This window comes from Actinoallomurus bryophytorum (assembly GCF_006716425.1).
Lineage (GTDB): Bacteria > Actinomycetota > Actinomycetes > Streptosporangiales > Streptosporangiaceae > Actinoallomurus > Actinoallomurus bryophytorum.
The window spans coordinates 3,948,327-3,969,582 of the sequence record NZ_VFOZ01000001.1 but is presented as its reverse complement, the minus strand read 5'-3'; the positions used below and the strand labels follow the sequence as shown (position 1 = coordinate 3,969,582).

The window sequence follows — 21,256 nt, the reverse complement described above, 5'->3', positions numbered from 1 at the left end:
TCCTCCGGTCGCTTATCCGATCGGCAGGGTCGCGGTGACGGCGAACCCGCCCGGATCGATGTCAAGCCTGCCGCCGCAGGCGTGCGCCCGCTCGCGCATCCCGGTGATGCCGTGGCCCTCGCGCGGCGCCGCCGTGCTGCCGCCATCATCACGGATCTCTACCGTGAGCGACGAATCCGCCCAGGCCAGGACGACGCGGACCGTACGGGCGGCGGAGTGCCGGAACGTGTTCGTCAGCGACTCCTGGACGATCCGGTAGGCCGCGACACCGACCTCGGCGGGAACCGGCACCGGCGTCCCCCGCTCCTCGAACGACGCGTCGAGCCCGGCACGGCGGGTCCGTTCCACCAGGTCGCGCAGGGTGTCCAGGCCCGGCTGCGGCTCGCGGCCACCGTCGCCCCGCAGTGCGTCGAGGATCAGCCGGAGCCGGCCGATGGCCTCCCGCCCGGTGTCCGCGATCGCCTCGAACGCCGCCTCCGCGCGCGCCGGATCGTCCCGTACGACCAGCGGGCCCGCCTCGGCCTGGACGACCATCAGCCCGACCGAGTGCGTCACGATGTCGTGCATGTCGCGGGCGATGCGGGTGCGCTCGCGCTCCACCGCGGCGGCCCGCTCCTCGGCCAGCCGCCGGGTGCGTTCCTCCTCCGCGCGACGCTGCGCGCGCCTTGCCCGCGTCCCGACCCCGAGGGCGTACGAGGCGACATAGACGGCGCCGACGTAGCGGTAGGTCTCGAGGTCCTCGTGCGGGATGACCAGGGTCACGATCACGCCCGCGGCCGTGAGGACGGCGGCACCCACGCGCGGCGCCGGCCGGTCCAGCGTCGCGAACGTGTAGGTGCACACCAGGCCCCCGTACGGCATCAGGACCAGGACGTCCCGGTGCGTCAGGGTCAGCACCATCGCCATGGTGGCGGAGCCCACGACGAAGGTGACCGGGACCAGGGCGCGGCGGCGCCACGCGATCGGTACGGACGCCGCGAACCCCAACGCGATCAGCCACCAGACCTGCCGGTGAGGGAGGAGCAGTGGCGTGACGGAGGCCACCGTGACGACCGAGGCGAGCACCGCGTCGGCCCCTGGCCTGATCCTCATTCCGGCTCTCCCGTGATCGGGTCCCCCGATGGGTCCTTGTGGTGGAGTGCCGTCCAGACTGCGCCACCCGGCCATGGCCGCGCCTCCCTCTACGGGACCGGTCACGTCTCACTCTCGCGACCCGGGTACGAGCGACGGGTCCCGGTCAGGTCAGCACTTGACCGGCCGGCCGCGGGCGATGTCGAGTACCGGTTCGTCCTCGACCTCACGTCCCAGGATGAGGGGCCCGGACATACGAAGGCCCCCTCTCCTGCGGAGAGGGGGCCTTCGGTCGGTCAGGCCTGCTTCTTCTGGAGGTTCTCATCCAGTGCGGTGAGGAACTCCTGGGTGGTCAGCCATCCCTGGTCGCCGCCGACGAGCAGGGCCAGGTCCTTGGTCATCTGACCGCCCTCGACGGTCTCGACACAGACCTTCTCCAGCGTGTTCGCGAACTCGGTCACCGCGGGGGTGTTGTCGAGCTTGCCACGGTGGGCCAGGCCACGGCTCCAGGCGAAGATCGACGCGATCGGGTTGGTCGACGTCGGCTTGCCCTGCTGGTGCTGGCGGTAGTGCCGGGTGACGGTGCCGTGCGCGGCCTCGGCCTCGACCGTACGGCCGTCCGGGGTCATCAGTACGGAGGTCATCAGGCCGAGTGAGCCGAAGCCCTGCGCGACGACGTCGGACTGCACGTCGCCGTCGTAGTTCTTCGTCGCCCACACGAAGCCGCCGTCCCACTTGAGGGCCTGGGCGACCATGTCGTCGATGAGGCGGTGCTCGTAGGTGATCCCCGCGGCCTCGAAGTCGGCCTTGAACTCGGCCTCGAAGACCTCGGCGAACAGGTCCTTGAAGCGGCCGTCGTAGGCCTTGAGGATCGTGTTCTTGGTCGACAGGTAGAGGGGGAACTTCCGGTCGAGCGCGTAGCGCATCGTGGCGCGCGCGAAGTCGCGGATGGACTCGTCGAAGTTGTACATCCCCATCGCGATGCCCCCGCCGGGGAACTCCGCGACCTGGAACTCCATCGGCTCAGAGCCGTCCGCGGGCTCGAACGCGATGGTCAGTCTGCCGGGGCCGGGGACGACGAAGTCGGTGGCGCGGTACTGGTCGCCGTGGGCGTGACGGCCGATGATGATCGGCCTGGTCCATCCGGGTACGAGGCGGGGGATGTTGGAGACGACGATGGGCTCACGGAAGACGACGCCGCCGAGGATGTTGCGGATCGTCCCGTTGGGCGAACGCCACATCTTCTTCAGGCCGAACTCCTCGACCCTGGCCTCGTCGGGGGTGATGGTCGCGCACTTGACGCCGACGCCGTGTTCCTTGATGGCGTTCGCCGCGTCGATGGTGACCTGGTCGTCCGTCGCGTCCCGGTGTTCCATCCCCAGGTCGTAGTACCGCAGGTCGACGTCCAGGTAGGGCAGGATCAACTGGTCCTTGATGAATTGCCAGATGATCCGTGTCATTTCGTCGCCGTCGAGTTCGACGACGGGGCCCGCTACCTTGATCTTGGGCATTGCTGTAGCTGTCCCTTCCTACGCCGTGGTAGCGAGGGCGCGATCGGCTGTTTCGCTCCACACTGGTCAGCAGTCCTTCGTTAGGCTCGCTGACGAGGCTATCGGAGCGTCGGCGTAATTCAGCCGCTGGTCCCCTTCGCGACAAAAGCGACAAGCGTGATGCCCACCGCGGCGGCCGTCATCAGGAACACATCCAGCCACCTGCGACGCACGGCGAGCATGCCCACCTGGCTTTCTGGCAGCAGCAGCCGCGCGAGCGCGCCGATGAAAACCGAGGCCGCGATGAGCATGCTTCCGCGCCGGAAGTGGTTGGTGGCCACGACGGCGAGGCCGGCCGCCACACCGCACAGCACCAGGCCGTACGGGAGCCTGCCGAACCAGCGCGGCACCGCCGGACGGGCCCGCCCGGCGTCGGTGCTGTGGGAGGGCGGTGGCGTCGCGGGGCCCGGCTGCGGGTGCACCTCCGGCGGATCCACCGCGTGCGCCTCGGAAAAGGCCCCGTACAGCGGCCGTGACCCCGGTGGCGCGACCGGAGCCTCATCGCCCGGCGACGCCGCCGGAGGGGGCTCGTGGATCGGCGCGGGCGAGTCCGGCGGACCGTACGGCTCTGACATGTCTCCTATCTTGGCAGCGGCCGTCAACCGGCACCGACCGTCCGCACGGATGGTCTGGTCCGTGTCTTCGGTCCCTCGTGTCACGGCCGCGCGCAGGCGCCTCTGAAATACCAGTCCAAAATGCTCGTCATGCCCCAGGATTCCCGTCGTACTCGGCCCTACCGGCCAGTAGGAGGGTGTGACCATGGCCCGTCCGGGTAACCCGCCAGACAGGGGTCGCTAACTAGCTGGGAGGGACCGCCGTGGAGGGCCCGTTCATACGGATCGAGGAGAACGGCACCGTGGTGCCGTTGCGACCCGAGGTGACGACGATCGGGCGGGGGCGAGGCGTGGACATACGACTCGACGAGCCCAGCGTCTCCCGGCTGCACGCCGAGCTTGTCCGGCGCGGCCCGTACGTCTACGTCGTGGACCTCGGACTTTCTCGCAACGGAACACGTGTCAACGGCCGCCCGATCGCGCGGCGCGTTCTCGAGGACGGCGACGTCGTGAGCTTCGGCGCCGCCCGCTGTCGCATGGGTGGCATCCCGCGCGAAGACGTCGACCCTGACGTCGAGCTGCGCCGGGCCGTCGCCCCTGACCTGACCCGCCGCGAGGTCGACGTGCTCACGTCGCTGTGCCGGCCGGCCCTGTCCGACGAGGCGTTCGTGGCTCCGGCCACCGCGCGCGAGATCGCGACGGACCTGGTCGTCACCGAGGCGGCGGTCAAGCAGCACCTGCTGCGTCTCTACCAGAAGTTCCGCATCCCGGAGGGTGCCAACCGGCGCACCCGGCTGGCCAACGAGGTCATCGCACTCGGCCTCGTACGCCCGCTGCCGCCGGTCCACGTGCCGCCACAGGGCGGTCGCACGCCCGAGACGGCACGGCGACCCGACGGCCCACGGCCGGGCGGCGGAGCCGGCACCGTCGGCGGCACCCCCGGAGCCACCCGTCCGGGCGCGACGCGCAGACCGACCGCACCCGGCCGGCGAGCGGCCAGCTGAGGCCCGCCAGGAGACATCCAGGGCAGACTCAGGCGTTCTCGGCGGACTCCACGACGTTCGCGAGGAGCATGGCGCGGGTCATCGGGCCGACGCCGCCGGGCATGGGGGCCAGCCAGCCCGCCACCTCGCGTACGCCAGGGTCGACGTCTCCGGTCAGGCCCGCCTCGGTACGCGTGATGCCGACGTCGAGCACGGCCGCGCCCGGCTTGATCATGTCCGCGGTCACGAGTCCCGGGACGCCCGCCGCGACCACGACGATGTCCGCGTCGCGCGTATGCGCGGCGAGGTCCTTCGTGCCGGTGTGGCAGGTGGTCACGGTGGCGTTCTCGGTCCGGCGGCCGAGCAGGAGGCCGAGCGAGCGGCCGACGGTGATACCGCGGCCGATCACGGTGACGTCGGCGCCTCGTAGCGGCACCTCGTAGCGGCGCAGGAGTTCGACGATGCCGTGCGGCGTGCAGGGCAGGGCACCCGGCTGCATCAGGACGAGCCGGCCCAGGTTGACCGGGTGCAGGCCGTCGGCGTCTTTGGCGGGGTCGATGCGCTCGAGCACGCGCTGCTCGTCCAGGCCCTTCGGCAGCGGCAGCTGCACGATGTAGCCGGTGCAGGCGGGGTCGGCGTTGAGCTCGTCGACGACGGCCTCGACCTCCTCCTGCGTGGCGGTCGCGGGCAGGTCGCGCCGGATGCTCGCGATCCCGACCTCCGCGCAGTCACGGTGCTTGCCGGCGACGTACGCCTGGCTACCCGGGTCGTCGCCCACGAGGACGGTGCCCAGCCCCGGGGTGATGCCTCGCTCGCGCAGAGCCTCGACACGTGCCTTGAGCCGGCTACGGATCTCCGCCGCGGTCGCCTTGCCGTCCAGAATCTGTGCGGTCACATGCGACATTGTGTCAGGCGCGCCCGCGAGGGCCCAACGGCCGGGGCCTGCCACAGGGGTGCCTCAGGCGAGCGGCCCGACGCGGCGCGTCGTCGTCATCCTGCCCTCCGGGGGATCCACCTGCGGGATCGTGAAGTCCCCGTTCGGACGCCCATGTAGGTCCGGCCGGTGCAGCTCCTCACTCATCCCCTGGACCGCAGGCGGTTATCCACAGCCTGTGGAACGCCCTTGCGGCCGAATCCGCAGGTCACGACCATAGGAGTGGGATGGTTCCCCCTGGGCGGGTGGGACCTGCGGGTGGGACCTGCGGGTGGGACCTGCGGACGGGACCCGCGGACGGGACCCGCGGACGGGACCCGCGGACGGGACCCGCGGACGGAACCCACGGACGGAACCCACGGACGGAACCCACGGACGGAACCCGCGGACGGAACCCGCGGACGGAACCCACGGACGGAGGCCGGCCATGGCGCCGTCGGCGCGTTTGATCGTGTCGCGGATCCCGCAGACGGGGACCTTCAGACGAGACCTGCGGACGAGACCTACAGACGGGAACCTGCAGACGGAACCTGCTCCCGTGAGGGGGACGGTGGCGGCGTCCGCAGGTGCGGCCGCGACGCGCATCTCGGTCTCCGTCCGGAATGGCAGGGCGCGGAGGACCGCGCCCTGCCATGGCGCGATCAGTGGAAGAAGTGCCGTACTCCGGTGAAGTACAGCGTGACGCCGGCCTTCTCCGCGGCCTCGATGACGTCCGCGTCGCGTACGGAGCCGCCGGGCTCGACGATGGCGCGTACGCCCGCCTCGGTGAGCACCTCCAGCCCGTCGGGGAACGGGAAGAACGCGTCGGAGGCGCCGACCGAGCCCGTCGCGCGGTCGCCGGCACGCGTCACCGCGAGGCGTGCGGAGTCGACCCGGTTGACCTGGCCCATGCCGACGCCGACGGTCGCGCCGTCGGCCGCCAGCAGGATCGCGTTGGACTTGACCGAACGGCACGCCCGCCAGGCGAAGGCGAGCTCGCGCAGGGTCTGCTCGTCCGCCGCGGAGCCGGCCCTGAGCTCCCAGGTGGCCGGGTCGTCGCCGGATGCGTCGATCTTGTCCGTGGTCTGGGTCAGCAGGCCGCCGTCGATGCGGCGGAACTCCGCCACCCCCGCCGGACCCTCCGGGCAGACCAGCAGGCGGATGTTCTTCTTCACCGTCAGGAGCTCGACCGCCTCGTCGTCGAAGCCGGGCGCGACGAGCACCTCGGTGAAGATGTCGGCGACCTGCCGGGCCATCTCCACCGAGACGGGCCGGTTGGTGGCGATCACGCCGCCGTAGGCGGACAGCGGGTCACAGGCGTGGGCCTTGCGGTGCGCCTCGGCGATGTCCGCGCCCACGGCGATGCCGCAGGGGTTGGCGTGCTTGATGATCGCCACACACGGCTCGTCGAAGTCGTACGCGGCGCGGCGTGCGGCGTCGGCGTCGACGTAGTTGTTGTAGGACATCTCCTTGCCGTGCAGCTGGTCGGCCTCGGCCAGGCCGCCGTGGCCGCTGGTGTAGAGCGCGGCGCGCTGGTGGGGGTTCTCGCCGTAGCGCAGCACGGCCTTGCGGTCCCACACGCTGGCGACGATCGGGGCCCAGCCGCTCTCCTCCCCGACCTCGTCAGCCGCGTAGGAGTTCGCGAACCAGGAGGCGACCGCGGCGTCGTAGGCCGCGGTGTGCGCGTAGGCCGCCGCCGCGAGCCGCTTGCGCTCGGTCAGCTCGAACCCGCCGCGGCGTACGGCGTCGAGCACGATCCCGTACGCGCCCGGGTCCACCACGACCGCGACACTCTGGTGGTTTTTGGCGGCGGCGCGGACCATGGCCGGCCCGCCGATGTCGACCTGCTCGACGATCTCGTCCGGTGACGCGCCCGAGGCGACCGTCTCCTGGAACGGGTAGAGGTTGGAGATCAGCAGGTCGAACGGCTCGACGTGCAGATCTTCGAGCTGCTGTACGTGGTCGGGGTTGCGCCGGTCGGCGAGCAGCCCGGCATGCACCTTGGGGTGCAGGGTCTTGACCCGGCCGTCCAGGCACTCGGGAAAGCCGGTGAGCTTCTCCACCTTCATGACCGGTACTCCGGCCCCGGCGATGCGCGCCGCTGTCGAGCCCGTGGAAACGATCTCGACCCCGGCCTGGTGCAGCCCCGTGGCGAGCTCCTCCAGGCCGGTCTTGTCATAGACGCTGATCAGCGCACGCTTGATCGCGATCCGGGTCACCCGATCCTCACTCTCCTGCTTTCGATGGTCCATCCCTCGCGGACCAGGCGGCCCACGGTCCGTACGAGCAGCGGACGCTCCGCGTCCTTGATCCGCTCGTGCAGCGTGTCTTCGTCATCGTCGTCGAGGACGGGCACTGCCTCCTGCGCGATTATCGGGCCGGTGTCGACTCCGGCGTCCACGAAATGCGCGGTGCAGCCCGTCACCTTGACGCCGTGGTCGAGAGCGTCGCGTGCGGCGTGCGTACCGGGGAATGACGGCAGCAGCGCGGGGTGCGTGTTGATCACTCGGCCGCCGAACCGGTCGAGGAAACGCTTGCCGAGAATCTTCATGAAACCGGCCGATACGACCAGGTCAGGGCTGTGTTCTTCGACCGCGCGGGTCAGGGCCGCGTCCCACGCGTCGCGCGTATCGTGGTCCTTGACACGTTCGACGAAAGTCGGCACTCCCGCCCGTCGGGCCCTGTCCAGTCCCTCGATCCCATCGCGATCGGCGCCCACGGCGGCGATCCGGGCACCGTAGGCTGGGTCGGCACACGCGTCGAGCAGCGCCTGTAGGTTGGTCCCCGCACCGGAGACGAGGACGACGAGCCGGGCGGACACCGTGACTCCCAGGGAGATACAGACTGGTTGGCGGGCCGCTCCAGCCTATCGGCCGCCGCTCGGCCGGGCTCAGCCGACACCGGTAAGGATCCGTTTCGTCGGCCGGGCCCCCTACAGCCTGCACCCGGCAGGCGGACTGAACCAGGAGACACTGTGAGCGACGCCCAAGGACCGGGCGAGAGCGGACCGCAGACACAGCTTCCCGCGCCGCCCCCGTCCTCACCCCCGCCCCCGCCACCCCCGACGGCGGCCGAGCGCGGCGGGATGCGAGCGCTGTTCCTGAGCATCACCGGTCTGCTGCTCTTCTTCCTGCCGATCCCCGGCATCGCCCTGATCGGCCTGGCCCTGCTCATCGCCGGTGTGGTCACCGGCGTACGCGCGCGGCGCCGGGCCCGCCGGATCCTCACCCGGGCGCCGGGCTCGATCGGGGCCATCGTCATCGGCACCATCGGCCTGTGCCTTGCCCTGATGGGCGTCGTCCTCGGCTCGCTGGTCGCGACGGAGTACGGCGACTACCTGAAATGCCGTTCCTCGGCCCTGACCATCACGGACAAGCAGACCTGCCAGGACCGCTACTTCCCGCAGATCGAGCACAAGCTGCACCTGCCCAAGGGCTCCCTGGACCGCTACCGCTCCATGATGTGACGCGCGGCGGATATTCGTTCGACACGCACCGCCGGACCCCTCAGGGTCGGTTCATGACGTTGAGAATTCAGTGCCTGGACGTCGACTGTCACGACCCAGGGGTCGTCGCCGGCTTCTGGGAGGCGGCGCTGGGCTGGCGGCGCACCCACGACGGCGCCGACCAGATCGTCCTCGAACCCCCCGCGGGCAGCGCCGAGGACGGCGTCGCCCCCGACCTGCTGTTCCTGCGGGTATCCGACCCGACTCCCGGCAAGAACCGGCTGCACCTGGACCTACGCCCCGAGGACCAGGAACGCGAAGTGGAGCGCCTGATCGCACTTGGCGCACGGCGGGCGGCGATCGGACAGTCCACCGACGTGTCCTGGGTCGTGCTGGCCGATCCGGAGGGCAACGAGTTCTGCGTCCTGCGCGCGCTCCCGGGCGACGCCTAGGGCGTGTCTGACAGACACGCCCTAGGTGTACTGCCCAGGCAAGTTGGTTGAGGTTGTGTGACGACACGGTCTGAATGTCCGTGACGGGTGAAGGCCTCCGGTTGTGGAGTGGAGCTGTCTAGGAACCGCTCCGCCAACAGGAGGCCTTCGTGTCCCACGCTAACGCTGCCCTGACCCCTCGCGGGCGTCTTCGCCTCGCGCGTCTGGTCGTTGATGAGGGCTGGCCGATCGCTCGGGTGGCGGAGCGTTATGAGGTGTCCTGGCCGACCGCCAAACGTTGGGCGCAGCGTTACCGCCGCGATGGCGTGGCTGGGATGGTCGATCGGTCATCGCGGCCACGCCATAGCCCGTCCAAGACGCCACAGCCGATGGTGCGCAAGATCGTGCATGTGCGGTTGAAGCAGCGGCTGGGGCCGGCGCAGATCGCCGGGCGGCTGGGCGTGCCGGCCTCGACCGTCCACGCCGTCCTGACCCGGTGCCGTCTCAACCGCTTGACCTACATCGATCGCGCTACCGGGGAGCCGATCCGGCGGTATGAGCACGACCGGCCGGGCGCGATGCTGCACGTGGATGTGAAGAAGTTCGGGAACATCCCCGATGGCGGCGGCTGGCGCTATGTGGGCAGAGTCCAAGGCGAACGCAACCGCGAAGCCACCGCTGATCGCACCGGCAACCGCAACACCCGTTATGAGCCCCGCCTGGGCACCGCGTTCGTGCACACCGTCATCGATGACCACTCACGCATCGCCTACGCCGAAATCCGCAATGATGAGAAGGCCACTACCGCGATCCAGGTGCTCCCCAACGCCGTGGCCTGGTTCGCCAGCCGTGGCGTGGTGATCGAACGAGTGCTCAGCGACAACGGCTCGGCCTACAAATCCCACGCCTGGCGTGATGCGTGCGCTGACCTCGGTATCCAGGCGAAAAAGACCCGACCCTACCGGCCACAGTCCAACGGAAAAGTCGAACGCTTCCACCGCACCCTGGCCGACGGCTGGGCACTCGGCCGCTTCTACACCTCCGAACAAGCCCGACGCAAAGCCCTCCCGGCCTGGCTCCACTTCTACAATCACCACCGACCCCACACCGCCACCAACGGCAAACCACCCATCACCCGCTTGACCAACCTCCCTGGGCAGTACACCTAGAGCGGGCGGTCGCGCGGCGGGCGCTTTCGCAGAGGTGAGACCGAGCCCGGCTCGGTCTCCGTACGCGGCCTGGGTACGCCCGGCAGTCCCGGTTTCTCGCCGATCGGCGTGACGCCATCGGGCAGGCGCGGCTGCATCTCCACCGTCGCCAGTACGGGTTCGGGGTCCTCGAACTCCACCCGGTCAGCGATCTTGGCAGGTTCTTCCGCCGGGACCGCCTCCGCACTCGGTGCACGGCGCAGGAGCCGCCAGTTCGCGGCCCAGGCGGCGATGGCCGCCGAGACGCCCACCTCGAGTGCCGCCATCAGGCCGGTCTGCCAGGCCGACGGGCCCATGACCGCCATGCGCTGGCCGCCGACCGGGCCGCCGGACAGTGCCGCCAGGAAGGCGACCACGCCTCCGGTCAGCACGCCGCACACGAAGCCCCACAGCGGCGCCGCCTCGGTGACCGGGGTCGGCAGGGCACGGACCGTCAGGACGCCTCCGACCACCCCGGCGGCGAACGGCACGACCAGCGCGAGCAGGGAGACCAACGGCGCCGGCCCTGGCGAGGGCAGCGCCGCGAACGGAGGGAAGGCCGGGATCATGCCGACGAACACCCCGGACGGGGCCACGCTCGTTCCCGCACCGACCGCGAAGCCCGGTCCGACGGCGTACGACACGGCCCAGATCGCCGCGTTGGGCAGGTAGGCCAGCGCCACGATGGACAGCAGGATGCCGCCCACGACGCCGGGGCCGAGTACGCCGTAGATGTTGGCCATGTCGGAGATGTGGAAGAGCAGGGAGACCAGGAAGATCAACAGTCCGGACCCGAGCAGCACCGCGGTGGCGCCCGTGACCCCGGCGGCCACTGAACGTGCCCGGTGGGGCAGCAGCATGAGCATCGCCACCCAGGGCGAGCGGTCGGTCGTCGAGGCGACCAGGGCACGCGCCGCGCCGAGGCCACCGGCGACGAGCGCGAGCAGGAAGCACGCGAGCAGCGCCTGCCAGGCCGACGGCGTCACCACCGTCGACCGTGCCAGGAGGGCGAGCAGGCCGGCGAGGACGGCGTACGGGACGGCGAGCGCGAGCGCGGCGTGCACGACCCCGATGCGATAGCGGCCACGTACGCGCCCGGTACGGGTGATCCACCCGCCGCCGCGGAAGAGCAGGGCGCCCGGCAGGACCGCCAGGCCGAGCGGCAGCAGGCCCACGCGGCCGTGCGGCACCGAAAAGCCCGCGTGGTGGGAGACCAGCCAGAAGTTGACCGCGGTACGGAAGACGCCCGGTAGGCCGGTGCCGAGCGGGGTACGGGGCGCGGCGATCCAGCCGATCAGGGTGATCGTGGTCAGGGTGGTGAGGCCCAGCCCGGCGCACCAGATGGCGGCGACGATGCCGGAGACGGCCAGCGGACGTACGGCATCGGAGGCGGCCTCCGTACGGTCATCCCCGTCACGCGTGGCCGCGTCCTCCGGTGGTCGTGGCCGCTCACCCCGCCGCGCGCCGGCGGGCTTCTTGTCAACGCCGCGTGTCCGGCCCTCGCTCGGCCGCCCATTCCGCTCCGGGCTCATCGGTCAGTCACCGCTCCTCGGCTGGGCTGGGCACAGGCGCCCATCATGGTCGCAGTCCGCGATCTAGGGCCGGGGCAGGGCGTCCGGCGTGTCGCGGGATCGTCGCCCGTACAGGCCGAAGCCCCGGCGCCACCGAGACCGGTGCCGGGGCTTCGGAACGCGGAGCTCCGCTGTGCGTCAGCGCGACATGATCTCGCGCATGAGGCGTGCGGTCTCGGACGGGGTCTTGCCGACGCGGACGCCGACCTTCTCCAGCGCTTCCTTCTTCGCCTCGGCCGTGCCGGACGAACCCGACACGATCGCACCCGCATGGCCCATCGTCTTGCCCTCGGGCGCGGTGAAACCGGCGACATAACCCACGACCGGCTTGGTCACGTGCTGCTCGACGTAGGCCGCCGCACGCTCCTCGGCGTCCCCGCCGATCTCACCGATCATCACGATCGCGTCGGTCTCCGGGTCGGCCTGAAAAGCCTCCAGAGCATCGATGTGCGTGGTCCCGATCACCGGGTCACCACCGATACCGATACAGGTCGAAAACCCGATGTCCCGCAGCTCGTACATCATCTGATACGTCAGCGTCCCGGACTTCGACACCAGCCCGATCCGCCCCGGCGTCGTGATGTCCGCCGGAATGATCCCCGCGTTGGACTTACCCGGCGAGGCGACACCGGGACAGTTGGGGCCGATGATCCGGGTCTTGTTGCCCTTGGCCACCGCGTGCGCCCACGCGTAGGTGCTGTCGTGGACCGGGATGCCCTCGGTGATCACGATGCACAGCGGGATCTCCGCGTCGATCGCCTCGATCAACGCGTCCTTGCTGAACCTGGGCGGCACGAACGCGACGGACACATCGGCGCCGGTCTGGGCCATCGCGTCCGCGACGGTGCCGAAGACCGGCAGGTCCTTGCCCTCGTGGGTGACCGACTGCCCGGCCTTGCGTGCGTTGACGCCACCGACCACGTTCGTGCCGGCACGCAGCATCCGCGCGGTGTGCTTCGACCCTTCCGAACCGGTCATCCCCTGAACGATGACCTTGCTGTTCTCGGTCAGCCAGACCGCCATGTCACACCCCTGCCGAAGCCAGTTCGGCGGCGCGACGCGCCGCCTCGTCCATCGTGTCGACCTGCTCGAGAACCGAGATCCCGGCCTCATTCAGAATGCGGCGGCCCTCTTCGGCGTTGTTGCCGTCCAGGCGCACGACGATCGGCCGGTCCACGGTCTCGCCGCGCTCACCCAGCAGCTTGACCGCCTGCACGATCCCGTTGGCGACCGCGTCGCCGGAGGTGATCCCGCCGAAGACGTTGATGAAGACGCTCTTGACCGCCGGGTCACCCAGCACGATCTCCATGCCGTTGGCCATGACCTCGGCCGAAGCGCCACCACCGATGTCCAGGAAGTTCGCCGGCTTCTGCCCGCCGAACTGCTCACCCGCGTACGCGACGACGTCGAGGGTGGACATGACCAGACCGGCACCGTTACCGATGATCCCGACCGAGCCGTCCAGCTTGACGTAGTTGAGGTCCTTCGCCTTGGCCTTGGCCTCCAGCGGGTCGGCGGCGGCGCTGTCCTCCAGAGCCTCGTGCTCGGCCTGGCGGAAGGCGGCGTTCTCGTCGAGGGTGACCTTCCCGTCGAGGGCCTTGACCTGGCCGTCCTTCGTGAGGATCAGCGGGTTGACCTCGACCAGGGTGGCGTCCTCGTCGACGAAGACGGCCCACAGGCGTTCGATCAGCTCGGCGGCGCCCTCGATGGCCTCCTGCGGCAGGCGGCCGGCGGTCGCGATCTCGCGGGCCTTGGCGCGGTCGACGCCGTCCAGGGCCGCGATCGGGATCTGGGCGACGGCGTCCGGCTTGGTCGCGGCGACCTCTTCGATCTCCATGCCGCCCTCGACGGAGCAGATGGACAGGAAGGTCCGGTTGGCGCGGTCGAGCAGGAAGGAGAAGTAGTACTCCTGCGCGATGGCACTGGCCTCCTCGACCAGAACCTTGTGGACCGTGTGGCCCTTGATGTCCATGCCGAGGATCTGGCGTGCCTTGTCCTCTGCGTCGGCCGGCGAGTCGGCGAGCTTCACGCCGCCGGCCTTGCCGCGGCCGCCGGCCTTCACCTGTGCCTTGACGACGACGCGCGAGGTGCCGGCAGCGGCGAGCTCCTCGGCGATCGCGCGGGCCTCCTCGGGCGTCTTGGCGATCTTGCCGGCAGGGACCGGGACGCCGTACTCCGCGAAGAGCTCCTTCGCCTGATGTTCGAACAGGTCCACGGGGGTCCGTCCTTAACGGGATCGAGAAGGTTGCGACCGCGCTCCGGCGGTCCGCTCCGACCAGGCAGCCTAGTCGCAACATGACCCGGCCCTGACCGCCGGGGCCCGGGGAGTGCTTCGTATCGGTGACACTCGGGTAATGAGCACATGAACCACAGGTGTTTACTGCTTATTGGTCCACTGGATGCCAGGATTTTCGGGAGTTGCGGGTGAGTAAGAACAAGGCACGGGATGTGCGCCGTGTCGCTTCTTTTCTCCTCGTCGCCGCACTTGCCGCGACCTGCGCCGCGACCATGCCGGACAACGACGGGCCCGCCTGGAGCAGCCCCGGGCTGATCGGCAACGGCGGCTGGCCGTTCTCCCGCGCCGCGATTCTCCCGGAGGAGGCCGAGAACGCCTCCTACATTCCGGGGAGTTCCGTTCTCGGGCTGCCGGGCGGCAAGGCGCGGCTCATCCCGTTCGGTCTCAACACTCCGGTGACACTCTCGCGAAGCGACCCGCGCGTGGCCGAGGCCGTACACGCCGACCAGGCGTGGCTCGCCGACGGGGCGGTGCCCGGCGGCACCCCCGCCGAACGCGACGCGTCCTCGCGCGCCCTGCTCGACCTGCGCATGCTGACGCTGCCGAACGGCGCCTCGACCGCCTCGTGGTACGCCTCGTGGAACTACATGTGGCCGCGCGACGGTGCCTTCACCGCCGCGGCGTTCGCCGTGACCGGTCACGGGGAGGAGGCACAGCGAGTGCTGTACTTCCTGGCCCGCGCGCAGGACCACGGCGGCCTGTGGGCGGCGCGCTACCGGCCCGACGGCACCGCCGTCGCCGACGGACGCGAGGTGCAGCTCGACAGCCTGGGCTGGGTCCTTTGGGCGACGTGGTTCCTGCACCAGACCGACCCGCAGGCGGCGAACATGACCACCCTGTGGCCGATGGTGCGCCGTGCCGCCGACCGCGCCGCCGACTCCCTGCGCTCCGACGGCATGCCGCCGCCGTCACCGGACTACTGGGAGCGCAGCACCTCACGCGAGCAGCTACCGCACGCGGCGACGCTCGGCGTGTGCGCGCCGATACTCGCCGGGCTCAGGGCCGCCGCCGCGCTGGCCACCGACCGCGGTGAGACCGAGGAGGCGCAGCGGTGGCACCGGAGCGCCGAACGCCTCGCGCAGGGCATCGAGCGGCGCTTCGCCCCGTACGGCTATCCGCGCTCGCCGATCCCGGGCGGCCTGCTGGACTCCTCGGTGACGTTCCTGGCGCCGCCGTTCGCGCCGTCGTCCGCGGCGGTGCTCAGCGCGGTCACGGCCACGGGCAATCGGCTGCGGCTGCCGGGAGGCGGCGTCGTGCCGGGTGAGGGGTACGGCGCACAGGTCGCCTGGACCCCGGAGACGGGCCTGTTCGCGCTCTCCGCGGCGGCCTCCGGTGATCTGCTGGGCGCGCAGAGCTGGCTCACCTGGCTGATCGGGCATCGCACGTCGCTGGGGTCGTTCCCGGAGAAGGTCGACGGCCGCGGCGCCCAGGCGGGCGTCGCACCACTGGGTTGGACCTCCGCGCTGGTCGTCCTCGCCCTGACCGCCGGCCAGACCGCGCTGCCGAGCCCGCCGGCCTGAGCCGGGCCGCCCGTCAGCCGAGGCGGGAGGCGATGTCCCGCGCGCACTCCATCGACTCCGTGTGGGTCGTGTCCACTTCCAGGTCATAGACCACACCGTGGTGCACCATGTCCGCCTGCAGGGCGGCCATGCCGGCGGCACGATCGCCCCGCGCGACCTCACGGCCCGCGGCGACCGCGCTCTCGCACCTGACACCGACCCACAGCGTGTCCAGGCCGGCGAGCGCCGTCCGCCAGCGCCGCTGGGACGCCGCTCCGCCGAGGAAGACCTCGTCGACGATGACCCGTGCACCGGCACGGGCCATCGCGGCCACCCCGTCGATCCATGCGGCCTCCAGCGTCCGGAAGTCCGGCCCGACGACGACCTCGCCGTCCGCGGCGAACTCGATCCCCGCCTCCGATGCCCGCATCGACGCGGGCATCGCCTCCACGAACGTGTCGGTCCCGAGCGCCAGCCACGGGTCCGGCAGCACCGCCTGCAGGCACCGGGCGATGCCGGACTTTCCCGAGCTGGAGCCGCCGTTGAGGACGATCACCTGAGGCATCACGACGCCACACTAGGGATGCCGCGACGGCGGACGGAACCGGGTTTCGGCCGGTCGGCGGCCTCAGCTCTCGGCGACGCTCTCCTTCGCACCCACGTTGGCGCGTACCCACTCGACGATGTCCTGGGTCGTCGCGCCGGGGGTGAAGATCCTCGCCACGCCGAGCCTGTCCAGCTCCGGGAAGTCACCTTCGGGGATGATGCCGCCCACGAAGACGGAGATGTCGAGGGCGTCGCGCTCCTTGAGCAGCTCGAGGACCTTGGCGCACAGCGTCATGTGCGCTCCCGACAGGATGGACAGGCCGATGCCGTCGGCGTCCTCCTGAATGGCCGCCTCGACGATCTGCTCCGGCGTCTGGTGCAACCCGGTGTAGATGACCTCCATACCGGCGTCACGCAGCGCCCTGGCGACGACCTTCGCGCCGCGATCATGCCCGTCGAGACCGGGCTTTGCGACGACGACGCGGATCGGACCAGCCATTACCGCCTCCTAGTGGAATACTTTTCCGCAGACTAGCCGTACCCACTGGAGAGCCGCCCGAGCGGGGCGATGCGCACCGGGCGAAGGGTGGCCCCGGCGCGAAGACGGGACCACCCCGGCATGCCAGGTCAGCCGGTGGCCTCGTTCAGCTCACCGGTCTTGACGTCGTAGACGAACCCGCGCACCGAGGACTTGTCCGGCACGAACGGGCTGGCCTTGATGCGTTCGATCGACTGCAGCACGTCGCCCTCGAGATCGGGGAACGCCTCCGCCGCCCATTCGGGCTTGATCCCGGTGTCGGCCTGCACCTGGGCACGGAACCCGTCGTCGGTGAACGTCAGCATCCCGCAGTCGGTGTGGTGGATCAGCACGATCTCCTTCGTGCCGAGCAGCCGCTGGCTGATCGCCAGGGACCGGATCTCGTCCGAGGTGATCACGCCGCCGGCGTTGCGGATGACGTGCGCGTCGCCTTCGGACAGGCCCAGCAGGCCGTACACGTTGAGCCGTGCGTCCATGCAGGCGACGATCGCCACCCCCTTGGCGGGGGGCAGTGGGAGGTCACCCTTGTCGAACCCGGCGGCGTAGCGCTGGGCGTTGGCCAGTAGTTCGTCCGTAACGGACATTCGACCGCTCCTTCTCTCCGTGGTGGGAAACCGGGGCGGGCCGCAGGCGGCCTGCAGGCACCGGCCTGCGACCCCTGCGACTGAGCTGGTCGAACAGGTAGAGGCGACGGCTCACCCAGAAGACGTCGAGCAGGATCCCGGGGCCGTCGGACATACCGCGATCACAGCACACGAAACGGTCCGTGGCCAGCCCCCCACCCACCGTCAGAGCAGGCTCGCGAGCAGGCGCTCCCGGAAGGCCTCGACGTCGGTGCGCACCACGACCTTGACCGGCGGGCGGCCGCCTTCGTCGGCGTACAACCGCCGGTCCCAGAGCGTCGCGCCGCGCGTACGGTCGCCGCGCAGCTCGACCCGTACCGGCCGTTCGGCGTACTCCCCGAGCGAGGGATCGACGGTCAGCATGGCGGCGAGCGCGTCGTGGATCACCGCGCCCCGTACGCCCAGCGAGCGTTCGTAGGCCGTGACGTAGAACTCCAGGATCCGGGCGGCGAACCGGGCGACGTCGCCCTCCGCCGCCGCCAGCCTGTCCAGCCACTCGCCGTCCAGCGCGGTCGGGTGGGTCGCGTCGAGCGGCACCAGCGTGACCGGCCAGCCCGCGGCGAAGACGAGCTCGGCCGCCTCGGGGTCGTGCCAGACGTTCGCCTCGGCGTGGCTCGTCATGTTGCCGCCGTACTCGAAGGCCCCACCCATCACGACGACCTCGCGGAACATGCCGGGCAGCGCGGGTTCGAGCAGGAGCGCGATGGCGAGGTTGGTCAGCGGGCCCACCGCCAGCAGGCTCAGCTCGCCGGGGTGCGCCCTGGCCAGCCGGATGATCTGCTCCGGCGCGGAGATGTCACCCGGACGGCCCGAGGGCTCCGGCAGCCCGGTCTCGCCGAGGCCGTCCGTACCGTGCCAGTCGTGGGCGTACGCGACCTCCTGGGCCATCGGCCGGGCGGCACCGACCGCCACCGGCACGTCGTGCAGCCCCGCACGCTCCAGCACCCGCAGGGTGTTGAGCGCACCGATCTCCGGAGCGACGTTGCCGTGCACCGTGCCGACGGCGACGAGGTCGACCTCACCGGACCTGACCAGCGAGGCCAGGTAGAGCAGCGTCAGGGCGTCGTCGATCCCGGTGTCGCAGTCGAGCAGGATCCTGGTCTTCAAGGGTTCTCCGGGGAAAGTCACGCCGCGGGGATGATCTGGAACGCCTCGGCCAGACGCCCCTCGGCGAGGCCGCCGCGCTCGGCGTTGGCGGACAGGAAACCGCGCAGCATTCCCTCGAGGTCGGCGGTCTCGGAGATCTGGCTGGCGTGCGCCCGCAGCGCCGCCACCTTGCGATCGAACACCTCGGTGATGTCGACGAGGTGCTCGCCCGACCCTGCGGCAGAGATCCACACCTCGCGTACGGTCCACGCCTCGTGGCCCTCGGCACGCAGCTCGGGGAAGGCGTAGGGGTTGCGTGCGTCCGGGTACACGGCGTCCAGGGCGGCCGAGCCCACCGCGCGGTGGTCGGGGTGGCTCGGGGCCAGGCGCTGGTAGTTGCGCTCCGGGCTCGGCACCACCACCCGGTCGGGACGCACCTGCCGGATGACCCGCGCGATGTCACGCCGGAGGTCGAGGGTCGCCTCCACCCGTCCGTCGGGATAGCCGAGGAAGCGGACGTCGGTGACGCCCACGCATTTGGCGGCGGCCCGCTGCTCGGCGCGGCGCAGCGGTGCGATCTCCTCTCGCGGCACGTCGTCGTCGAAGCCTCCCGCGTCGCCGTCGGTCACGATGAGGTACGTCACCTCAATGCCCGCGTCGGTCCAGGTCGCCACCGTCCCGGCCGCGGAGAAGTCGACATCGTCGGGGTGGGCCATCACCATCAGCGCGCGTGCCACGTCTTCGATCACGGTCACATCCTAGGAAAGCGCTCATGAAGAACACACGGGCTTTACCCTGCCGTCCCCCTCCGACTCTGGCGTTTTGCGTGTTGGCGGGGTATTCCGGACAGATGAAGAAACTGATTGACGCCGTTGACGACGTAGTCCTCGACGCCCTGCGCGGCATGGCCGCGGCCCACCCGTCCCTGCGCGTGGACCTGGACCAACGGATCATCGTGCGCGCCGACGCGCCGCGTACGGGCAAGGTCGGGCTCATCTCCGGGGGAGGTTCCGGGCACGAGCCGTTGCACGGAGGGTTCGTGGGGTACGGCATGCTCGACGCCGCCTGCCCTGGAGAGGTGTTCACCTCCCCGGTGCCCGACCAGATCCTCGCCGCGACGACCGCCGTCTCCGGTGGGGCCGGGGTCGTCCACATCGTGAAGAACTACACCGGCGACGTGCTGAATTTCCAGATGGCGGCCGAGCTTGCCGACGACGAGGACATCGAGGTCATCCCCGTCGTGATCGACGACGACGTCGCGGTGCAGGACAGCACGTTCACGGCCGGACGCCGTGGCACCGGCGCGACGGTCTTCGTCGAGAAGATCGCTGGCGCGCTCGCCGAGGCGGATGGTGCTGTGGCGGACGTGGCAGCCGTGGCCACCGAGGTCAACGAGCGGAGCCGGTCGTTCGGCGTCGCCCTGACCGCGTGTACGGTCCCGGCCGCGGGACGGCCCACCTTCGAGCTCGGCGAGGACGAGATCGAGCTGGGCATCGGCATCCACGGGGAGCCCGGCCGCGAGCGTACGAAGCTCCGGACCGCCACGGAGATCGTCGACTTCTCGCTGTCCGCGATCAACGACGACATGCCGCTGTCCGGGTCCGACGTGCTCGTCATGGTCAACGGCATGGGCGGAACCCCGCTGATGGAGCTGTACGGCGCGTACGCCGCGGCGGACAAATGGCTGACCGGGCACGGGGCCACCGTCTCGCGCCGCCTGGTCGGCAACTACGTGACGAGCCTGGACATGGCCGGGTGCATGATCTCGGTCTGCCGGCTGACGCCGCGGCTCGCCGAGCTGTGGGACGCGCCGGTGGAGACGCCCGGCCTGCGATGGGGACGCTGATGGACGTACGCCAATGGATCGTGCGGTTCTCCGAGCTGGTCACCGCCGACGCCTCGCGGCTGACGAGGCTCGACTCGGACATCGGCGACGGTGACCACGGGACGAACCTCGACCGCGGCCTGCGCGCCGCCGTGGCCGCGCTGGACTCGGACCTGCCGCCCGGCAAGGTGCTGATGACCGCGGGCCGCACGCTGGTCTCCAAGACCGGCGGAGCGTCCGGACCGCTGTACGGCACCGCGCTGCGCCGCGCGGGCAAGGCGTTCGGCGACGCGACCGAGGTCGACGCCGCCGGACTCGGCGCGGCCCTTCGCGCCGCGCTTGAGGGCATCAAGGAGCTGGGCAAGGCCGAGGAGGGCGACAAGACCATGGTCGACGCCCTGACCCCGGCGGTCGCCGCGTACGAGGGAGCGGCCGGCGAGGGTCTCGCGGCGGCGACACGAGCCGCGCTGGACGGCGCGGAGAAGGGCGCCGAGGCGACCGTGGCGCTCCAGGCACGCAAGGGGCGGGCCAGCTATCTGGGGCCGCGCAGCGTGGGCCACCTCGACCCCGGCGCCGCCTCGACCGTGCTGCTCTTCCGCGCCCTGGCCGACGTGGCCGGCCGGTCCTGAGGGGGAACGAATGGCCAACGTGGGAATCGTGCTGATCTCACACAGCCGGGCGCTCGCCGAGGGCGCGGCCGAACTCGCGCGCCAGATGGGCGTCGGCGAGGTCTCCGTGGAGCCCGCCGGAGGCACCGAGGACGGCGGACTGGGCACGAGCATCGACCTGCTCGAGGCGGCGGTACGCAAGGCCGACGGGGGCGGCGGAGTCGTGCTGATCGCCGACCTCGGCAGCTCGGTCCTGACGGCGAAGACCTACCTGGAGGACCTTGAGGAGGACACCGAGGTCGTCCTGGCCGACGCGCCTTTCGTGGAGGGCGCGGTGGCGGCCGCGTCGGCCGCTGCCGGCGGTGCCGATGTGGCCGGAGTGACCACCGCGGCCGGAGAGGCGTATCAGTTCCGCAAGACGTGATCCGGTCTTGGGGGGCGTCACACCGGGCGTACGCTCCCCCGCCCGGCGGATATCACCCGAAGACTCTTTTCGAAGGTTGATAGAACAGACGAAGGAGGTCATCCGC

Annotated in this window: 23 protein-coding genes; 8 read left to right on the top strand and 15 right to left on the bottom strand. The window is 70.7% G+C overall.

Annotated elements, in window-relative coordinates; all coding sequences use genetic code 11:
- Positions 1-12: 12 nt before the first annotated feature.
- From FB559_RS18810 to FB559_RS18800, 3 genes are all read right to left on the bottom strand, one after another.
- A complete protein-coding gene (locus tag FB559_RS18810) occupies positions 13-1,092 on the bottom strand; it encodes a sensor histidine kinase (RefSeq protein WP_185792285.1) in 1,080 nt (359 codons plus the stop codon).
- 275 nt (positions 1,093-1,367) lie between these two features.
- The gene (locus tag FB559_RS18805; RefSeq protein ID WP_141956837.1) at positions 1,368-2,582 is read right to left on the bottom strand and encodes an NADP-dependent isocitrate dehydrogenase; all 1,215 of its coding nucleotides are present in this window, start codon (positions 2,580-2,582) and stop codon (positions 1,368-1,370) included.
- A gap of 119 nt (positions 2,583-2,701) precedes the next feature.
- On the bottom strand, positions 2,702-3,196 hold the full coding sequence (locus tag FB559_RS18800) for a DUF3017 domain-containing protein (protein WP_221640076.1): 495 nt from the start codon (positions 3,194-3,196) through the stop codon (positions 2,702-2,704).
- Between the two features lie 242 nt (positions 3,197-3,438).
- Here FB559_RS18800 and FB559_RS18795 point away from each other — a divergent pair, with 242 nt between their 5' ends.
- On the top strand, positions 3,439-4,179 hold the full coding sequence (locus tag FB559_RS18795; RefSeq protein ID WP_246121727.1) for an FHA domain-containing protein: 741 nt from the start codon (positions 3,439-3,441) through the stop codon (positions 4,177-4,179).
- Positions 4,180-4,207: 28 nt separating this feature from the next.
- On the opposite strand, the gene FB559_RS18790 is transcribed toward FB559_RS18795, so the two are convergent.
- The 4 genes from FB559_RS18790 to purN form a co-directional block, all read right to left on the bottom strand.
- Positions 4,208-5,053 (bottom strand): bifunctional methylenetetrahydrofolate dehydrogenase/methenyltetrahydrofolate cyclohydrolase, encoded by an 846-nt coding sequence (locus tag FB559_RS18790; protein WP_141956836.1) that lies wholly within the window; start codon positions 5,051-5,053, stop codon positions 4,208-4,210.
- A gap of 63 nt (positions 5,054-5,116) precedes the next feature.
- On the bottom strand, positions 5,117-5,239 hold the full coding sequence (locus FB559_RS46230) for a hypothetical protein (RefSeq protein ID WP_281286271.1): 123 nt from the start codon (positions 5,237-5,239) through the stop codon (positions 5,117-5,119).
- A gap of 494 nt (positions 5,240-5,733) precedes the next feature.
- The gene (gene purH, locus FB559_RS18785) at positions 5,734-7,290 is read right to left on the bottom strand and encodes a bifunctional phosphoribosylaminoimidazolecarboxamide formyltransferase/IMP cyclohydrolase (RefSeq protein ID WP_141956835.1); all 1,557 of its coding nucleotides are present in this window, start codon (positions 7,288-7,290) and stop codon (positions 5,734-5,736) included.
- Positions 7,287-7,892 carry a phosphoribosylglycinamide formyltransferase gene (gene purN, locus FB559_RS18780; protein WP_141956834.1) on the bottom strand — a complete coding sequence of 202 codons (606 nt, stop codon included), beginning with the start codon at positions 7,890-7,892 and terminating at the stop codon, positions 7,287-7,289. The genes purH and purN overlap by 4 nt, the downstream gene beginning before the upstream one ends.
- Before the next feature lie 153 nt (positions 7,893-8,045).
- Here purN and FB559_RS18775 point away from each other — a divergent pair, with 153 nt between their 5' ends.
- The 3 genes from FB559_RS18775 (at position 8,046) to FB559_RS18765 (ending at position 10,116) form a co-directional block, all read left to right on the top strand.
- Positions 8,046-8,537, top strand: coding sequence for a hypothetical protein (locus FB559_RS18775; RefSeq protein WP_141956833.1), 492 nt, complete (start codon positions 8,046-8,048; stop codon positions 8,535-8,537).
- A gap of 53 nt (positions 8,538-8,590) precedes the next feature.
- Positions 8,591-8,968, top strand: coding sequence for a VOC family protein (locus FB559_RS18770; protein ID WP_141956832.1), 378 nt, complete (start codon positions 8,591-8,593; stop codon positions 8,966-8,968).
- A 149-nt stretch (positions 8,969-9,117) separates the two neighbouring features.
- Positions 9,118-10,116: an IS481 family transposase gene (locus FB559_RS18765; protein WP_141956831.1), complete on the top strand. Its 999-nt coding sequence runs from the start codon at positions 9,118-9,120 to the stop codon at positions 10,114-10,116.
- Here the strand turns inward: FB559_RS18765 and FB559_RS18760 are convergent.
- From FB559_RS18760 to sucC, 3 genes are all read right to left on the bottom strand, one after another.
- Positions 10,113-11,666 (bottom strand): cell division protein PerM, encoded by a 1,554-nt coding sequence (locus FB559_RS18760; RefSeq protein WP_221640075.1) that lies wholly within the window; start codon positions 11,664-11,666, stop codon positions 10,113-10,115. The two genes, FB559_RS18765 and FB559_RS18760, sit on opposite strands and share 4 nt — an antisense overlap.
- A 177-nt stretch (positions 11,667-11,843) precedes the next feature.
- Positions 11,844-12,728, bottom strand: a complete 885-nt coding sequence (gene sucD / locus FB559_RS18755; protein WP_141956830.1) for a succinate--CoA ligase subunit alpha — start codon at positions 12,726-12,728, stop codon at positions 11,844-11,846.
- A gap of 1 nt (position 12,729) precedes the next feature.
- Positions 12,730-13,920 carry an ADP-forming succinate--CoA ligase subunit beta gene (gene sucC, locus FB559_RS18750; protein WP_141956829.1) on the bottom strand — a complete coding sequence of 397 codons (1,191 nt, stop codon included), beginning with the start codon at positions 13,918-13,920 and terminating at the stop codon, positions 12,730-12,732.
- Between the two features lie 209 nt (positions 13,921-14,129).
- On the opposite strand from sucC, the gene FB559_RS18745 reads away from it, so the two are divergent.
- The gene (locus FB559_RS18745) at positions 14,130-15,521 is read left to right on the top strand and encodes a glycoside hydrolase family 15 protein (protein WP_246121725.1); all 1,392 of its coding nucleotides are present in this window, start codon (positions 14,130-14,132) and stop codon (positions 15,519-15,521) included.
- A 13-nt stretch (positions 15,522-15,534) separates the two neighbouring features.
- Here the strand turns inward: FB559_RS18745 and cpt are convergent, their stop codons facing one another.
- The 5 genes from cpt to FB559_RS18720 form a co-directional block, all read right to left on the bottom strand.
- On the bottom strand, positions 15,535-16,065 hold the full coding sequence (cpt, locus tag FB559_RS18740) for a chloramphenicol phosphotransferase CPT (RefSeq protein ID WP_141961773.1): 531 nt from the start codon (positions 16,063-16,065) through the stop codon (positions 15,535-15,537).
- Positions 16,066-16,128: 63 nt separating this feature from the next.
- The gene (gene icmB, locus FB559_RS18735; protein ID WP_141956827.1) at positions 16,129-16,545 is read right to left on the bottom strand and encodes a coenzyme B12-dependent isobutyryl CoA mutase small subunit; all 417 of its coding nucleotides are present in this window, start codon (positions 16,543-16,545) and stop codon (positions 16,129-16,131) included.
- Positions 16,546-16,673: 128 nt separating this feature from the next.
- Positions 16,674-17,168 carry a beta-class carbonic anhydrase gene (locus FB559_RS18730; RefSeq protein ID WP_141956826.1) on the bottom strand — a complete coding sequence of 165 codons (495 nt, stop codon included), beginning with the start codon at positions 17,166-17,168 and terminating at the stop codon, positions 16,674-16,676.
- A 204-nt stretch (positions 17,169-17,372) separates the two neighbouring features.
- The gene (locus FB559_RS18725) at positions 17,373-18,314 is read right to left on the bottom strand and encodes a nucleoside hydrolase (RefSeq protein WP_246121723.1); all 942 of its coding nucleotides are present in this window, start codon (positions 18,312-18,314) and stop codon (positions 17,373-17,375) included.
- Between the two features lie 17 nt (positions 18,315-18,331).
- Entirely contained in the window at positions 18,332-19,042 is a 711-nt protein-coding gene (locus FB559_RS18720; RefSeq protein WP_425455075.1) for a PIG-L deacetylase family protein, read from the bottom strand.
- Between the two features lie 101 nt (positions 19,043-19,143).
- Between FB559_RS18720 and dhaK the strand changes: the two genes are divergently transcribed.
- From dhaK to dhaM, 3 genes are read left to right on the top strand one after another with little or no spacing between them, the layout of a single operon-like run.
- Positions 19,144-20,139 carry a dihydroxyacetone kinase subunit DhaK gene (gene dhaK, locus FB559_RS18715; protein WP_141956825.1) on the top strand — a complete coding sequence of 332 codons (996 nt, stop codon included), beginning with the start codon at positions 19,144-19,146 and terminating at the stop codon, positions 20,137-20,139.
- Positions 20,139-20,747, top strand: a complete 609-nt coding sequence (gene dhaL, locus FB559_RS18710; protein WP_246121721.1) for a dihydroxyacetone kinase subunit DhaL — start codon at positions 20,139-20,141, stop codon at positions 20,745-20,747. Before dhaK ends, dhaL begins: the two co-directional genes overlap by 1 nt.
- A 10-nt stretch (positions 20,748-20,757) precedes the next feature.
- Positions 20,758-21,150 carry a dihydroxyacetone kinase phosphoryl donor subunit DhaM gene (gene dhaM, locus FB559_RS18705; protein ID WP_141956823.1) on the top strand — a complete coding sequence of 131 codons (393 nt, stop codon included), beginning with the start codon at positions 20,758-20,760 and terminating at the stop codon, positions 21,148-21,150.
- Positions 21,151-21,256: the final 106 nt, after the last annotated feature.

What these genes read in the sequence shown, in the direction of transcription:
- FB559_RS46230 (WP_281286271.1), bottom strand. Translation starts at nt 5,239, where the DNA reads ATGAGTGAGGAGCTGCACCGGCCGGACCTACATGGGCGTCCGAACGGG.
- dhaK (WP_141956825.1), top strand. Translation starts at nt 19,144, where the DNA reads ATGAAGAAACTGATTGACGCCGTTGACGACGTAGTCCTCGACGCCCTG.
- FB559_RS18810 (WP_185792285.1), bottom strand. Translation starts at nt 1,092, where the DNA reads ATGAGGATCAGGCCAGGGGCCGACGCGGTGCTCGCCTCGGTCGTCACG.
- FB559_RS18800 (WP_221640076.1), bottom strand. Translation starts at nt 3,196, where the DNA reads ATGTCAGAGCCGTACGGTCCGCCGGACTCGCCCGCGCCGATCCACGAG.
- dhaM (WP_141956823.1), top strand. Translation starts at nt 20,758, where the DNA reads ATGGCCAACGTGGGAATCGTGCTGATCTCACACAGCCGGGCGCTCGCC.
- FB559_RS18770 (WP_141956832.1), top strand. Translation starts at nt 8,591, where the DNA reads ATGACGTTGAGAATTCAGTGCCTGGACGTCGACTGTCACGACCCAGGG.
- sucD (WP_141956830.1), bottom strand. Translation starts at nt 12,728, where the DNA reads ATGGCGGTCTGGCTGACCGAGAACAGCAAGGTCATCGTTCAGGGGATG.
- FB559_RS18730 (WP_141956826.1), bottom strand. Translation starts at nt 17,168, where the DNA reads ATGTCCGTTACGGACGAACTACTGGCCAACGCCCAGCGCTACGCCGCC.
- icmB (WP_141956827.1), bottom strand. Translation starts at nt 16,545, where the DNA reads ATGGCTGGTCCGATCCGCGTCGTCGTCGCAAAGCCCGGTCTCGACGGG.
- FB559_RS18760 (WP_221640075.1), bottom strand. Translation starts at nt 11,666, where the DNA reads ATGAGCCCGGAGCGGAATGGGCGGCCGAGCGAGGGCCGGACACGCGGC.
- cpt (WP_141961773.1), bottom strand. Translation starts at nt 16,065, where the DNA reads ATGCCTCAGGTGATCGTCCTCAACGGCGGCTCCAGCTCGGGAAAGTCC.
- dhaL (WP_246121721.1), top strand. Translation starts at nt 20,139, where the DNA reads ATGGACGTACGCCAATGGATCGTGCGGTTCTCCGAGCTGGTCACCGCC.
- FB559_RS18805 (WP_141956837.1), bottom strand. Translation starts at nt 2,582, where the DNA reads ATGCCCAAGATCAAGGTAGCGGGCCCCGTCGTCGAACTCGACGGCGAC.